The organism is Priestia sp. JSM ZJ58, from assembly GCF_044383985.1.
In the GTDB taxonomy this organism is placed as follows: domain Bacteria; phylum Bacillota; class Bacilli; order Bacillales; family Bacillaceae_H; genus Priestia; species Priestia zanthoxyli.
This window is the reverse complement of the sequence record NZ_JBISEM010000001.1, coordinates 1,317,050-1,331,490: the sequence shown is the minus strand read 5'-3', so window position 1 is coordinate 1,331,490 and position 14,441 is coordinate 1,317,050. Positions and strand designations below refer to the sequence as shown.

18 protein-coding genes and 1 pseudogene are annotated in these 14,441 nt (G+C 40.4%); 7 read left to right on the top strand and 12 right to left on the bottom strand.

What is annotated here, in order from left to right:
- Position 1 precedes the first annotated feature (1 nt).
- Positions 2-484 carry a GNAT family N-acetyltransferase gene (locus ACH6EI_RS06910; protein WP_099331202.1) on the bottom strand — a complete coding sequence of 161 codons (483 nt, stop codon included), beginning with the start codon at positions 482-484 and terminating at the stop codon, positions 2-4.
- A gap of 327 nt (positions 485-811) precedes the next feature.
- Between ACH6EI_RS06910 and ACH6EI_RS06905 the strand changes: the two genes are divergently transcribed.
- Entirely contained in the window at positions 812-1,942 is a 1,131-nt protein-coding gene (locus tag ACH6EI_RS06905; protein WP_099331203.1) for a GerAB/ArcD/ProY family transporter, read from the top strand.
- A gap of 74 nt (positions 1,943-2,016) precedes the next feature.
- Positions 2,017-2,487, top strand: coding sequence for a hypothetical protein (locus ACH6EI_RS06900; protein WP_099331204.1), 471 nt, complete (start codon positions 2,017-2,019; stop codon positions 2,485-2,487).
- Positions 2,488-2,545: 58 nt separating this feature from the next.
- Here the strand turns inward: ACH6EI_RS06900 and ACH6EI_RS06895 are convergent, their stop codons facing one another.
- From ACH6EI_RS06895 to ACH6EI_RS06875, 5 genes are all read right to left on the bottom strand, one after another.
- Complete coding sequence (locus tag ACH6EI_RS06895; RefSeq protein WP_050690391.1) at positions 2,546-2,791, bottom strand: hypothetical protein; 246 nt, start codon at positions 2,789-2,791, stop codon at positions 2,546-2,548.
- A complete protein-coding gene (locus tag ACH6EI_RS06890; RefSeq protein WP_099331205.1) occupies positions 2,766-4,325 on the bottom strand; it encodes a sodium:solute symporter family protein in 1,560 nt (519 codons plus the stop codon). Before ACH6EI_RS06890 ends, ACH6EI_RS06895 begins: the two co-directional genes overlap by 26 nt.
- Before the next feature lie 278 nt (positions 4,326-4,603).
- Entirely contained in the window at positions 4,604-5,299 is a 696-nt protein-coding gene (locus tag ACH6EI_RS06885) for a FadR/GntR family transcriptional regulator (RefSeq protein ID WP_013058211.1), read from the bottom strand.
- Between the two features lie 225 nt (positions 5,300-5,524).
- Entirely contained in the window at positions 5,525-6,154 is a 630-nt protein-coding gene (locus ACH6EI_RS06880) for a CPBP family intramembrane glutamic endopeptidase (protein WP_099331206.1), read from the bottom strand.
- 104 nt (positions 6,155-6,258) lie between these two features.
- Positions 6,259-7,188, bottom strand: coding sequence for a hypothetical protein (locus tag ACH6EI_RS06875; RefSeq protein ID WP_099331207.1), 930 nt, complete (start codon positions 7,186-7,188; stop codon positions 6,259-6,261).
- A gap of 116 nt (positions 7,189-7,304) precedes the next feature.
- Between ACH6EI_RS06875 and ACH6EI_RS06870 the strand changes: the two genes are divergently transcribed.
- Together ACH6EI_RS06870 and ACH6EI_RS06865 are read left to right on the top strand one after the other, a co-directional pair.
- Positions 7,305-7,805, top strand: coding sequence for a GNAT family N-acetyltransferase (locus ACH6EI_RS06870; protein WP_033580165.1), 501 nt, complete (start codon positions 7,305-7,307; stop codon positions 7,803-7,805).
- Between the two features lie 73 nt (positions 7,806-7,878).
- Positions 7,879-8,568: a YoaK family protein gene (locus tag ACH6EI_RS06865; RefSeq protein ID WP_028414707.1), complete on the top strand. Its 690-nt coding sequence runs from the start codon at positions 7,879-7,881 to the stop codon at positions 8,566-8,568.
- Positions 8,569-8,604: 36 nt separating this feature from the next.
- On the opposite strand, the gene ACH6EI_RS06860 is transcribed toward ACH6EI_RS06865, so the two are convergent.
- Complete coding sequence (locus ACH6EI_RS06860; RefSeq protein WP_028414708.1) at positions 8,605-8,814, bottom strand: hypothetical protein; 210 nt, start codon at positions 8,812-8,814, stop codon at positions 8,605-8,607.
- Between the two features lie 53 nt (positions 8,815-8,867).
- Positions 8,868-9,626 (bottom strand): DeoR/GlpR family DNA-binding transcription regulator, encoded by a 759-nt coding sequence (locus tag ACH6EI_RS06855; protein WP_014458988.1) that lies wholly within the window; start codon positions 9,624-9,626, stop codon positions 8,868-8,870.
- Positions 9,627-9,790: 164 nt separating this feature from the next.
- On the opposite strand from ACH6EI_RS06855, the gene ACH6EI_RS06850 reads away from it, so the two are divergent.
- On the top strand, positions 9,791-10,666 hold the full coding sequence (locus tag ACH6EI_RS06850) for a Cof-type HAD-IIB family hydrolase (RefSeq protein WP_028414709.1): 876 nt from the start codon (positions 9,791-9,793) through the stop codon (positions 10,664-10,666).
- Between the two features lie 28 nt (positions 10,667-10,694).
- On the opposite strand, the gene ACH6EI_RS06845 is transcribed toward ACH6EI_RS06850, so the two are convergent.
- On the bottom strand, positions 10,695-10,925 hold the full coding sequence (locus tag ACH6EI_RS06845; RefSeq protein WP_028414710.1) for a DUF3953 domain-containing protein: 231 nt from the start codon (positions 10,923-10,925) through the stop codon (positions 10,695-10,697).
- An 11-nt stretch (positions 10,926-10,936) separates the two neighbouring features.
- Positions 10,937-11,902 (bottom strand): 2-hydroxyacid dehydrogenase, encoded by a 966-nt coding sequence (locus tag ACH6EI_RS06840; protein WP_028414711.1) that lies wholly within the window; start codon positions 11,900-11,902, stop codon positions 10,937-10,939.
- A gap of 126 nt (positions 11,903-12,028) precedes the next feature.
- Here ACH6EI_RS06840 and ACH6EI_RS06835 point away from each other — a divergent pair, with 126 nt between their 5' ends.
- A complete protein-coding gene (locus ACH6EI_RS06835) occupies positions 12,029-12,511 on the top strand; it encodes a DUF2500 domain-containing protein (protein WP_028414712.1) in 483 nt (160 codons plus the stop codon).
- Positions 12,512-12,940: 429 nt separating this feature from the next.
- Positions 12,941-13,381 carry a DUF5391 family protein gene (locus ACH6EI_RS06830; protein WP_028414713.1) on the top strand — a complete coding sequence of 147 codons (441 nt, stop codon included), beginning with the start codon at positions 12,941-12,943 and terminating at the stop codon, positions 13,379-13,381.
- A 72-nt stretch (positions 13,382-13,453) separates the two neighbouring features.
- On the opposite strand, the gene ACH6EI_RS06825 is transcribed toward ACH6EI_RS06830, so the two are convergent.
- Together ACH6EI_RS06825 and ACH6EI_RS06820 are read right to left on the bottom strand one after the other, a co-directional pair.
- Positions 13,454-13,588 (bottom strand): hypothetical protein, encoded by a 135-nt coding sequence (locus ACH6EI_RS06825; RefSeq protein WP_255293408.1) that lies wholly within the window; start codon positions 13,586-13,588, stop codon positions 13,454-13,456.
- Positions 13,589-13,715: 127 nt separating this feature from the next.
- Positions 13,716-14,327: pseudogene (locus ACH6EI_RS06820) on the bottom strand (transglutaminase-like domain-containing protein).
- Positions 14,328-14,441 lie beyond the last annotated feature (114 nt).

Below are 14,441 nucleotides of genomic sequence, written 5' to 3'. Positions count from 1 at the left end.
TCTATCCCTCTTTTCCAGGCAGTATTTTATTTTCTTTTGAATAAAGCGCCCGCTCATACATGCCTTTTTTAAAAATTTGCATAAACAGCTGCTTATTTTTAACTTCTTTAAATCCGTACTGACTGTACAAACCGTGAGCATCTTTTGTCGCTAGTAAAATTTTTCGTACGTCTTGAATCGGCTGATAGCGAATCATTTCTTGTACCAGCGCTTTTCCAAGGCCGTTGCCTCGCGCGTGCGGAAGAATAAACACATCCGCCAAATAAGCAAACGTCGCAAAATCTGAAATAATTCGCCCAAATCCTACTTGTTTATCACACTCATCATATACGCCAAAACAAACGGAATGTTCGATAGACGTTTGAACAAGGTGAAGCGGAATTCCTTTTGCCCAGTACGATTCATGATGAAGGTACGAGTAGATGACATCTATATCAAGCTTTTCTTTATCTGTGTGTATGGTAAACTGATGATTTTCTTTCATGCTGTATCCTCCTTGCTTCTCTATCATAGCACAAATGTTCGCCATAGAAAAAAGCCTTTTGCAGAGAAAAGGCTTTTTTCGTTAGTATGATATTTTTTTAGAAACGGAAGGAGTTTTTCTATAGCGTCTTCCCACTATGTAAATAAGCGGACTTCAAATAAATCCAATACGCTCTCTCCTTTTACGTACTTCTCTCTTATATCTTCGGCTAGCGCACTTAGTTTTTAACAAAATATCCCTATTTCCTTTCCAACTCTTTACTTACATGATGCATATGCTTGACGTTAAAAAGCGCATACTAGCTGTAGAAAAGGAGGCGGATAGGCAGTGGAAAAAGCTCGAATTAGCGGATGGCAGCTGTTTGTGTTAATTACGCTCTTTGAGATTGGCAGCGCCTTTTTAGTCGGCTTAGCAATGGACGCTAAGCAAGATGCTTGGATTGCCATTTTAGTTGGTATGATCAGCAGCTATGCACTTATTTTTATGTATTATCGCTTGCACCGCTATTATCCCGATTTAGCGCTGACGGAGTATATCGAAAAAATTATTGGAAAAGTGCCCGGACGCATACTGGCTTTTCTTTACGTATTATATTTTGCGAATGGAGCCGCGCGGGTGCTGCGCGATTTCGGCGCGATGCTTCTTACTTTTGTCTATCCTGACACGCCGCTGTTTATAGTGAACGCTTTACTGATGCTGGGAATTATCTATACGGTTCGCCAAGGAATTGAAGTGATGGCACGTTCGGCGGAACTGCTGTTTTTCTTCATTTATGTACTCGCCGTCGCTGGCTTTATTCTTATCTTCGTTTCTGGCCTTCTTGATTTTTCAAGTCTAAAGCCAATGCTTGAAAACGGTATTTCTTTAGTGCTGAGGGTTGCCTACAGCCAGACGCTGTATTTTCCTTTTGGCGAAGTCATTGTATTTGCCATGATTTTCCCATATACAAAAAATGTGAAAAAGACCGCTTTGATTGTATTCAGCGCAATTACGTTAAACGGTATTAATCTTATGATCACAATGATTGTGAATATAGGTGTGCTGGGCGTTACCTTAACATCGAGGTCTGCTTTTCCGCTTTTAAGCACTGTTCAAAGCATTCAATTCGCAGGGTTTTTAGAACGGCTTGATGTGTTTTTTATGCTGGCTTTAATCACTGGCGGCTTCTTTAAAATAGGTCTGTTTTTCTACGCCACTGTGCTGGGCCTTTCCCACGTGTTTCAGCTTAAAAACCCGTCACCGCTTGTATTTCCAATTGGCTTAGTCGTTTTGTTTTATTCATTGTCCCTTGCTCAAAACTATTTCGAACACGTATATGAAGGGTTAAAAATCATTCCGTTCACTTTACACCTTCCGTTTCAAATTGTCATTCCTGCTTTTTTACTCGTGATCGCATTTTTAAGAAATCGAAAAAAAACACAGTCCGTCCCTGTGAAAAATACCGCAGAAAATTCATAGTATGTCCATTTCTCTATTGGATTTAATCTCCTAAAATTATACAATATAGTCAAGAAGCCAAAAGGAGAACCAATATGATTGGATTAATTCTTTCTATTTTAATATTTAACGTTCTTGCTTTTAAAACAAACAAGCGCTTCACAGCAAATCAAATTGTACACATTTGGATGTTCACCATTGCTGCTCAGCACATCTTTGACGTCTTTATTAATTTCAAATTTCACGGCTACTGGTATTTTACACAAGAGACGGACTGGCAAGGTATTTTTGCTTATACCGTTCTCATTCCGCCTGTAAACATGCTTTTTCTTACCTACTATCCCCTTGCCGGGAAACTCACAAAAAAAGCCGCCTATATTTTATTTTGGTCGGTTGCTGTTTTACTTTATGAAGTAGTGGCTCTTCTCCCTGCTCCTTGGGGTTATTTTCATTACGGATGGTGGACGTGGTGGTATTCGCTCCTCTTAAATCCACTGTTGTTTTGGATGGTGGTGCAGTATTACCGGTGGGTGTGTAAGTTGGAGAGGAATTCTAGACCAATTTAAGTAATCAATGAAAGAACAGCTTTTCTGCAAAAGAAAAGCTGTTCTTTGATGAAATCTATTATTTTAAAGCACTATCCTTCTTCTCCCTCACGAACTCCACCACAGGCCCGACAATAATACAAATCCCTGCGATAATCAGCCAGCCAAACGCCAGATACGTCCAACCTTTAAAAAAGGAAAGCGTATATTGATAGCCCGTTAAAAACATCACGCCTGGAAACAAGAGGACAAATAAGAATGTAAGTCCCAGCGCCCAGCGCGTACATAGCTTTGCGTCTTTATTTAACTGTTGTTGTGGATCCATACGCCACTTCCTCCCTTAATGGTTCATCTCCATGTTCATCAAAGCTTTTGAATTTGTCTTTTAGTTCATCAAAGTCAAATTCTTTTTTAGCAAGCAAGCCGTGTCCAATTGATATGACCCCACTGATGATAAAAACGGTAGAATTTCCAATAAGCATTGGATACAGTCCGCCAAGGGCATCCACATTAATGTAACCATTAATCACGTAAGCAGATGTGTTCCATGCGATAACGCCTCCGATCATTCCTAACAGCGCGCCGTAAAATGCACCTGTGTTCGTCGCTTTTTTCCACATCAGTCCAAGCGTGACGGGAATAACGGCTCCGCTGACGAAAATACCCATGGCCATATACACAAACCCAAGGCTAATTCCTAAGTAAAACAGTAAAATGGAAAACACGCCCATCGCCAGCCCAAAGCCAAGCGTCACTTTTCGCGACGTGCTTAAGATTTTTTTACTGCTTGCTTTCGGGTTGATAGAACGCAGGTAAATGTCCGTTACGATAATATTCGTGATCGCCGTTAATTCAGCCGCTCCTGTCGACATTACTGCCATAAACAGCATCGTTAAAAACAAAATAGAACCTAGATTTCCAAGCACGTGTGACGCCATAACGGGTGCAATGGAATCTGGTGAATCAACCGCAATTCCAAGACCAGCGGCACTTACGCCAAGGAAAGTGGCAACGGCAAAGGGAATCGAAAACCAGGCAATTCCGCCGTAAATATACGCTTTTGAAGCAGCGCTGTTTTTACTTGCGATGGCACGCTGCCAGTAAGCTTGATCCACAAAGACCGTACCGAAGTTCCCGATAATATTAATCATCCCAAACAAAAGGCCCGGCACCGATGCCATCGTAAGCATATGCTGTGACGAAGGCAGATTTTTCAGCCCTTCGTACACGCTTGTTACGCCGAACTTATAATAGACGGCAGCAGCAAAAATAAATAAAATAATGAAAATAAAAACAGTGTTAAAATAATCAGCAACAAATGAGGCTTTTAAACCGCCAATCATGGTGTAGATGGTAAACGTAAGAGGAATTAAAAAAGCGGCAACAAAAATATTCATCCCAGTAAGAGAGTTTAAAGCAATGGCTCCTCCTAAAATAACCATGGCGGTCACAATAATATTTGTCATAAGAGCAAAGCCAAGCATTAAACGATGATTTTTCACGTCGAAACGCTGTGCAATAAATTCTAAAAACGTATGAGCGTTCGGTGCTTTTTTCTTCAGGTTAATCGCTACAATGGCAAACAGCAAAATTTGAATGCTTGCTCCCGCTGCGTACCAATACGGTCCGCTAATTCCGTACTGATAGCCTGTGGATGAAGACATCATTAACGTAGCGGCCCATGTCCACGCGGCGATAATGGATGCACTCGCCAGCCCAACGCCTACATTTCTTCCGGCTGTACTGAACTGCTCAGCCGTCATTTCCTTTCCTTGACGGCGCTGCATCATAATTGTAACGGCCGTAAATCCTCCTCCAAAAATCAGTAAAATCAAATATCCGACGCTTGATGAAAGCATCTTATCCCTCCTCTTTCTATAAATGTTAGATTTACTAACATAAATATGTAAATAAAAGTAACATTTGTTAATAAAATACCACGTCGTAAAATTATTAACAATACTGTATTTTCTGATTATTAAAGAGTATAATTAGATATTTTCTCCTTTCACACAAAAAAAAGCCGGCACATTTGCACCCGCTTAAGCATAAATTTTCGTTTTCATCGTGTGCTATTTCCTCACATGAATGGTCTGATTAATAAAAAACGACAGCCACTAGGGCTGTCGTTTTTTTATTATTGAGATACCATTACTTTTTGGCGAACGTGCTCTAAATGATCACGAACCGCTTCTGCTGCTTCTTCTGGCTCTCCATTTTTAATCGCTTCAAAAATACGCTCATGGTCGGCATCCGTTTGCTTACGATTTTCTTTTTGGCTTTTATTTAACGAATAAGCAAGCGCTTTTCGATACAAATGACCTAAATCTTCTACAGCATGAAGAAGGAATGAATTATGAGCTGCTTTCACGATATCATGGTGAAAACGATAGTCTGCTTCATGTCCAATTTCTTCACTGTTATGAACCGTCTTTTTAAATGCTTCTAACGATTCTTTAATTTCAATCAGTTCTTCATCTGTGCGGCGCAGCGCGGCTAAGCTTGCTGCCTGCGACTCGATGATAATACGCATTTCAATTAATTCAAGAACCTGATCTGCTTCAACCATTTCAAACGTCATTGGATCAAGCATGCCCACTAAGTTTACACGCTTTACGTAGCTTCCTCCGCCTTGTCTTGATTCAATCAATCCACTGGCAGAAAGAACGCTTAGCGCTTCACGAATTGGTGCGCGGCTCACTCCAAACATTTTTGACAGTTCATGTTCCGACGGTAAACGAGACTCTGGCGGGAACGTTTTCTCTTTAATCATTTTCTTTAATTGATCAAGCACTTGACTAGATACTTTTTTACGCTCAATAGGTACAAACATACTTCTATTCCTCCTCCAAGTAATTATCTCTCTCTCTTTTTTTAGTTTTCATCGGACCCAGATTAACTATGTGTATTCCGATTTATGTAAACGCTTCAATCTTTGTATTACAAGTATACATTATTTCAATTCAAATGTGTTGATAAAATTTTACTATTATTGTTATTATACCATGAAAACAAGTTATAAATGAATAACGATTCATGGTTTTTTGATATAATACCACTATCTTACATATAATCCGTATACAATCATAATCGCCGCATCCGCTAGCGCATGGCTGATGATGGCCCCTTTGATACCATATTGCTCTCTTATATACGCCCACATCATACCTGCTGAAAAGACACCTATTACCGAGATCACATTAAACGGAAATACAAAAACAGGAAGGATAATGAATACGTGATAAAGCGTATAAAAGCTTGATGTGACAGCGCTTGAAGCAAGTACAGAAACATGCTTTTTCACTTTATTTTGTATATACACCCGCCAATACATTTCTTCTAAAACAGGATTAATAAAAATTAAAACGACGGCTAAAACGGCAACTTTCCACCCGCTAAATCCCCATATTTGCAAAACCGCTTGCATATCTTTCACATGAAAGATTTTACCAGAAAAAAGCAGGCTGCTTCCAATTATCGCAGCGGCACATAGAATTCCGCTGAGAGTTCCCACATAAAGAGATTTCTTTGTAAGCGCTACCTTAAAGTTAATTTTATTATTCGCATATAAAATCATAAACATCCAGCCGTAAAAGCAAACAAATGTTACCAACACATTTTGGATAAGCCACAAACCGAAAAAAACAAAGATTGTAGGCATGAACAGCAAAAACAAAAATTTTATCACGTTTATGGCGCACCTTCTTTAAAAGCCGCTTTTCATTTACCAAGTAAACCTTTCGTCTTCAAAAGGTTTACTATCTTTTATCTTATAAAAGTCCAGTGTTATTTTCAATTATTTTTTAATTCTTGCTCCAGCTCGCGAAGACTTTCTTCCAGCTTTTTCTTTTCTTCTTCAAAGTGAGCATCGTCTTTAAAAGCTGAAGCTAAAGGCGCTGCCTCTTCATTTTCTCTTAGCCAATCCGGCGTCAATTCTCTGCGAACGACACGCTTTTTATTGAGGTAGGAAATCGGCTTGTCAGTCTGTTGACTCGCTAGCGCTCGCTGTGATGTTACATAATGCTTATGAAAAAGATGCTGTTTGATATAAGCAAACGCTCGAATCGTATCACCACTGTATTTAGGCACGTAGCGATCGAATGCTTCATGCAGTCCTGATAGCGCCGTTTCTAGTGGTATTTCGCTTTTTGCGACTTCGTACATATGCTTTAAATCACTGGCTGAAGGATACATCCCTCGGTTTCTTCTAGCAATAAAAGCAGCTTCCAACCTTTGGACGTAAGCGTCATCCGCATCTTCTTCTCTTTTTATTTGATTTGTATTTTCTGCTGTAGTCTCTGTTAATGACGCCGTCACTGTGACCGGCTCCGCTGCTTCAATTTGACTAGCCCTTTCTGTCAAATTGACATCTTCGAGCTCTTCAAATTCATCGCTTGGCATAAGCTTTTCTAATTGCTCATAATCAATTCGGTACCAAACCGTGTTGTTAAATTTAGAGCGGTTGTATTTTCCTTTTATAATCAACCCTTCTTTTTCAAGCTTTGAAATGATGCGTTGAATTGTTGAAAGCGACCAAAACGGAAACTGCTGCAGCCACTGCTGATTGGTATTGTATACCCACGTATATCCGTCCTGCACGTTTACGCTTTTTTCAAGCCAGTAGTGAAGCTGCTGAAGAAACAGCGCTCCGTTCACTCCTACTTTGACTGCAAGCGCCGGCAGTACAAGTAACGGCTGATCTTTTAATAATAATTTACTCATTACGTCATCTCCTTTGTTATGTAAAATAGCTACTATATATATACAAAGAAAACGGAAAAACGGGGATACCACCTTTAAATTTATGTTAAAATATAGAAAAAAAACGAGGTGAGCAGATGATACGTCAAGGGAGAATTGGTGATGAAGCGGGCATTGCCCACGTACATGTAGAAAGCTGGAAATCGACTTATAAAGGACTTGTTCCGGATTCTTTTTTACATTCGTTGAACGCTGAAAAACGAAAAGCCATCTGGAAAAAGCAGCTGGAATCAAATTCTGTTTTCGTTGCAGAAGAAAACGGTCAAATCGTAGGCTTTGCTTCTTATGGTAAAGAAAGAACCAACAAGCATCCTTCCTATACCGGAGAACTGTATGCCATGTATTTACTCACAGAGCATCAGCGAAAAGGAATTGGCAAAGCGCTTATGCATAAAATAGCGCAAGAGCTTGTAGACCGTGATATACATACGATGCTCACATGGGCTTTTGAACAAAACGGCGCCTGTCAATTTTATGAAGCGCTTGGCGGAAAAAGAATCGATCGCGCCGACGTTATCATTGATGGTACATCTCTATCTGAAGTGGCTTTTGGGTGGGACACACTTGAAAATTTGTAGGACAACTCTCTGGACAGATTTTTTTCTTCACGGTAAACTGTTTAGTTGGTATAAAAAGAAAGGATGACTTACCGTGACGAATTCTACTTATCGAAACATTATTTTGCTCGTTCTTTGCGTAACAGCAGGTATTGTGGATGTAATTGGCTACTTAAGCCTTGGCCATATCTTTACTGCAAATATGACGGGAAACATCGTGCTGCTTGGGTTAGCAATCGGAAACTCGCTTGAAACAACTGTTTTTCATTCCCTCACAGCTTTAGGAGGTTTTATTGTAGGAGTTGTAGGAGCTGCAATCCTAGTTGGAAACAAAGAAAAAACGTTTTGGCCTAAAGCCGTAACGATTGCCCTTGGAATAGAAGGATTGATTTTACTTGTTTTTGCACTTTTATCTTCGTTTTCTCCTTCTTTACACTTAACTTACTTATTTATTTTCTTATTAAGCTCAGCAATGGGTCTTCAAACAACGGCCGCTCGAAAGCTTGGCGTAGCCGGAATTTCTACAACTGTATTAACAGGGACGCTTGCTAACTTCTTTGAAGACGTAACGGCACGTTTTCGCAGCCCTCGCTACCGCAAAACGTTTAACACCGATGCGATTCTTCGCGCGCTGTCTCTTGTGCTTTACTGCTTTGGCGCTGTTATCGCCGCACTTGCAGAGCCAGCTTATAAATTTGAAATTATTTGGCTGCCAATTGTGATTCTATTAGCTATTATCATTTTTGTCAGCACGAAGTTTCGTTCTGATTCAGAAAACAAATAATAATAAAAAACCCGTTTCAATAAAGAAACGGGTCTTTTATTTTCCGGATAGTGCCCCTAACACGCCAAAAATAATGGCGACCACAGGTCCTACAATAAATAGTCCAATTAAAATTGATCGTATAGCTTCCCATAGAAACCATAAAGGGCCTTGCCTGGACTCTGCTTTTTCCACTCTTTCCTCTAGGTGTTCGACTCTTTGCTGAAGCTTCGCTAATTCCTGCGTAACATCTATTTGTTCGCTCATCGCTCAAGCTCCTTTTTTACTCTACATTACCATATACTTCCTTACCAAAACTACTATTTATTTGTGATCACTTCAATGCCGATTTCGCGATAAGCATTTAACACGGTTTCGTTCACATGTTCTTCTGTAATGAGCCAATCTAGTGAGTTGGCTGAGCTGAACGTGTACGTTGAAGACGTATTGAGTTTTTTAGCTGTTACAATAGCCGCTACTTCACTCGCGCTTTTTATCATTTGACTTTTGATGTGCATTTCTTCAAGCAAAGGAATGCTCATACCGATTTTAGGATCGATTGCGTATACGCCTAAAAAACAAAGATCCGCTCGAATTTGCTTAAGCGTATCAACCACGCTTTGTCCTACTGTGACCATCGATTCTTTTCGAAACGTTCCTCCAAGAGAAACAACTTCTACAAAGTCATGTTCCGCTAGTGCAACGGTAATTAACGGACTGTTTGTAATAACCGTAACGTTTAAATTCTTTGGAAAAGCTTTGACGAGCTGAATATTTGTTGTACTTCCGTCCATCAAGAGCACCTGCCCGTCTTTAATTAACGGAAGCGCCGCAACGGCAAGTGAATGCTTAACATCCATCAATTCACGTTTACGCTCTTTGTAATCAACCGCAGACGTGGAACGCGGAAGCGCTCCTCCGTGTACGCGCTGCAACAGACCAAGCGCGTCCATTTCCCGCAGATCTCTGCGGATTGTATCTTCTGAAACGTTCAGCGTTTGGCTAAGCGTCGTAGCTACAATGCGCCCTTCTTTTTCAAGCAAATTCATAATTTGTTTGCGTCTTTCTTGTTTTAACATTGCTTGTTCACCTGTTTTCTTTCTGCTTTTTACTTTATTATACTTGTTTCTTTTGTAAAAACAATGTAAAAACGCTTGATTATCAGTGTTTTTTCGTTTATTGTAGGATAAACAAGATAAAACATGCAAAAACAAGTAATAATAGTCAAAGGGAGAGATAGTTTATGAAGATGATTTTTACAGACTTAGATGGAACTCTTTTAAATAGCAGCAGTGAAATTAGCACAATTAATGCAGAAGCAATTAAAAAAGCGCAAAAACACGGAGTTGAAGTCGTGGTTGCTACGGGGCGCGCTTATTTCGACGTGCAGGAAATTTTAAAAAAAGCTGAGCTTTCCAACCTTTGGGTGATTGCCGCAAACGGAGCGACTATTCATGACCCGGACGGACAGCTCAGACATTCTGTTCCAATTGATGCCCATCACGTAAAAGAAGCGCTTCAGTGGCTGGATGCAAACGAATTTTATTATGAAGTGTTTGCTGAACATGCCATTTATACGCCAAACTCAGGCCGTGAGCTGCTGGCCATTGAAATTGACCGAGTAAAAAGCGCCAATAAAAACGTGGACGAAGAAAGACTTCATCACGCGGCGGCTAAGCAGTACAGCCAAACGGGATTTGCCTTTGTTGCATCGTATGAAGATATTTTAAATACAAACGCTGAGCTTTATAACGTATTGGCTTTTTCATTTGATGATGAAAAACGAAAAAAAGGCTGGGATCACTTTAGCAAGCAGCACGACATGACCCTTGTCTCTTCCGCTGATCATAACTTTGAACTCGAACACAAAGATGCGTCAAAAGGAAACGCATTAAACTACGTTGTAAAAGAGGTTGGCGCTTCTCTTCACGATACCATTGCCATTGGAGACAGCTTTAACGACGTATCGATGCTGCAAAGAGCTGGAAAAGGAATCGCTATGGCAAATGCGCATGCAGAAATTAAAGCACTAGCTGATGACGTTACATTAACAAACGATGAAAACGGAGTAGCTTCCGTTATTGAAAACGTGTTAGAAACGCAGCTAAAAGCACATTAAAAAAACGCTTGGCAAATGCCAAGCGTTTTTAAATCGTCATGCGATAAAGACCGGCAAACCAGCTGAATAGCGCAACGAAAAACAGCAGCCACGCGCTGGTTTTCTTTCTTTTTTGCCACTCAATTGCTCCTAAAACTAGCATCGTTAAGCCTAGGAGTATATTTAAAAGCGAAAGGAACTGGTCATTGTGAGTGAGCATCATATAAAGAGCCAGTCCAACGGTAATAATTGAAAAAATAAGCTGTAATGCTTTTAACAAAAAATCTCTTCTTACTTGTAGTTCACTTCTTCATTCACGCACGTCACTAAAGGCTTTTTCTCAAGACCTAAAAGCAGGTTCTGTACGGCTAGATCTGCCATGCGATTGCGCGTTTCGTACGTAGCGCTTCCAATATGCGGCGTTACTAGCACATTTGAAAGCTGCAGCAGCTTGTGATCTGCCGGAAGCGGCTCTGGGTCTGTTACGTCCAGTGCGGCATACGCAATTTCTTCATGTTTCAGCGCTTCGTACAGTGCTTCCGTATCCACTAATCCCCCGCGCGCTGCGTTCACAAAATACGCGCTGTTTTTCATAGCTTTAAATTCCGCTTCTCCAAACATGCCTTTGCTTTCATTTGAAAGCGGCACTAAGCATACGATACAGTCAGCTGTGTGAAGCAGCTCTTCAAATGAGAGGTATACGGCATCAAGCTCTTTTTCGGCTTCATGCTTGCGGCTTCGGTTGTGGTAAACGATGTTCATCCCCGATGCCTTTGCTCGTCTGGCAACGGCGCTTCCGATATCGCCCATTCCAACAATACCAAGCGTTTTTCCAAATAAATCAACGCCAAATACCGTTTCCCAGTTTCCTTGTTTCACTTTTTCATAGCCTTCATGAATGCGGCGAGCTGCTGACAATAAGAGACCAAACGTTAAATCAGCCGTCGCTTCTACTAACACGCCCGGCGTATTGCTAAACGGCACGCCTTTTTTGGTACACGCTTCGACATCTACACTGTCATACCCGACACCCGATTGAGAAATAACGCGCAGATTCGGTGCTGCTTCTAACAGTTCTTCATCTACTGTAATGTGGCCGATATTAAAAAAGCCGTCAGCATCACGAAGCCAGTCGCGCAGCGTTTCTTGTGGAATCTTCCCTTCTCCTTCCCACATTTGAATATCGCAGTGTTCCGCTAGCTTTTCGTAAGCGTTTGGCCACGTCTTTCCAGACATAACAACTTTGTATTTCCCCATGTTGATCTCTCCTTTTCCTTGTTCACTCATATGTATGAATAGTAACTAGCTATCCTATCATAAGACTACTATAAAGATGAAACTTTTTCCATTCAGGAACCGTATTTATAGTAAGGGGGAATACGAATGTTTGAAGATGAAATGATATTTGAAGATAACCCGTCCGGAGATGACATTGTTTTTGAAGGTGATGCTGACCTAAGCGGAGGCGCTTTTTTTCCAGACGATGCGTTATTTAACGGAATGCCTACGTTTGTTATGCTATTTTTTGTTATTGTTATTGGTATTTTCTTATTTTCTATTTTTAAAGGAATCAGCACGTGGAGCAAAAATGAGCAGTCTCCCCGTCTATCTGTAAAAGCAAAAATTACGGGCAAACGGACAAACGTCCAGCACCATAACAGCCATGCTCACGAACATCACCACTCTCATACGTCTACAACTTACTACGTAACCTTTCAATTTGAAAGCACCGACCGCTCTGAATTTACTGTTTCAGGCAGCCAGTACGGCAAGCTTGCAGAAGGAGACGAAGGAATACTGACGTTTCAAGGAACTCGTTTTTTGGATTTTCAAAGAAATCTCAGTGAAGAACATACAGATGCTTAGCTTATGACCTCGTGCTTTTAGAGGTCTTTTTTACTGTAATGGAGCATTCATATAGCCAATGACCTAATTGTGCCCTTTTTGCATTGTAGAAGAACGTTAACCAACGTAAAAACATACCGTGTAACACATTCATTTAAGCAGGCAGGTGATTTTATGTATTCTCCTTATTCAGGCAGCGGTATCTACTACGGACATTACGGAGAGGCCCCTCATTCGCATCCTATTCAAACAATACTGACGCAATACTGGCACGAAACCCACTATCCAGGCCCACACAAAAAATATGTTCACGTGTATTATCTCAACCCATCTTCTCTTCATTATTATCCAGCCTATCGAATATTTTTGTAAAAAATTGGTGATTTCCGGACTTTTATATTGTAAAATTAATCCATATACTTTTTTATTGAGAAAGGAGGTTAACAAACAGTGCGTAATTCGACAACAAAAAATAGTGTAGCGATCACCACTTTGCTTTCTGCCCTATTTTTCTGCTTTATCTTGGTTCTTGCTTCGCTTTCACCTCTAGCAGATTCAGGTCCAAATGTTAACACGTTCGGTTCAGTTGGGATGTGGTTATCTCTTGGCATGATTCTATTTTTATATCTGTTGCCTTTAGCATTTTATCTGCTAGGAATGCATTTCTTAAAATTTGTGATGGCTGCTTTTTGCAGCATTGGACTTTTAATCGCTGCTAGTACTCTATTACTAATGCCGGCTCTGTTTTTATTTGGACTGGAAGATTTCTCAGGAAACTTAGCTTCCATCATAGGTGTAATGATTTCTTGCTTAGGCTTACTGATTACGAATATTGTGTGGTTAGTTGCTGCGTTTAAAAGACCGTCAACCACCGTGCAGGAAAGCGTTTAAAATGGTGAAGAGATGGCATACTAATTTTTCAGTTAAAGACGAATAAAATGGAGAGATGAGCTGAACCGCTTGTTACACCGCTGTTGATTTCCGTGCAAGACTTCGCTTTCCGCGGGCGGCCGGTGAGCCTCCTCGTAGCTTACGCTCCTGTGGGGTCTCACCTGTTCCGCTTTCCCCGCAGGAGTCTTCGTCTTGCCCTCCAATCACCAGCTAGAAGCAGCCACATACATGAAACTATCAATAAAAAATCCGAACGAATTTCATTCTCTATTAAGGTTCTCCATTCATCGTTCGGATCTTCCTTCAACTAAAATACGTTTATCCCAGCCGCTTTTTATAGCTCGGTAGGCAAGTAGTGCAAATACATATCCAAGCAGTCTTCGTGCTGAGACAACACGTCCATTGTTTCTTTGCGAGGTTTTGTATAAATAGTCGCATAGTCTACTTCACCCTGTGTAGGATTTACTGGAAAAGCCAGTTTTTCTTTTTTTAGCGAAAAGTCGGCTTGCACTCCTTCTTTATTTCCTCTCGCGTCTAATCGAATCCATTTCTCTTCACTTTTGATGTAGACAGCATTTAACGCATGAATACAGTAGCCTGTGTCTATCGTATCCCCAAGGATTAATCTTTGATAACAAAAGCCTGTCGGAATCCCTTCTGCACGCAGCAAAGCGGCTAGTAGATTAGATTTGCTTTAACAAATTCCTTCCTTTTCTTTTAAAGCCTCTGAAGCCGTTTTCGTGATGATTCTGCTTTGAATATCCCATGAATGAGAAACTTCATCTCTCACAAACTCGTACGCTTTTTTTATGTACGCTATTGGAGAATAAGGCGAGCCGCTTTTGAGTTCACGTACCTTTTGTTGAATTAAAGGATGTGTAAAATTCACTTCAGAAAGTTCTTGTATATAGTCTTCTTTTTGTAACGATTCACAAATTAACTTCATTTACTTTTTTCCTCCTCTTATCTTCACTGTATGTTTTTTTATTCATAATATTGAATTTTATTACATATTTTTATATAATGAAAGACCACTTAAAAGGAAAACGATAGTAGATAC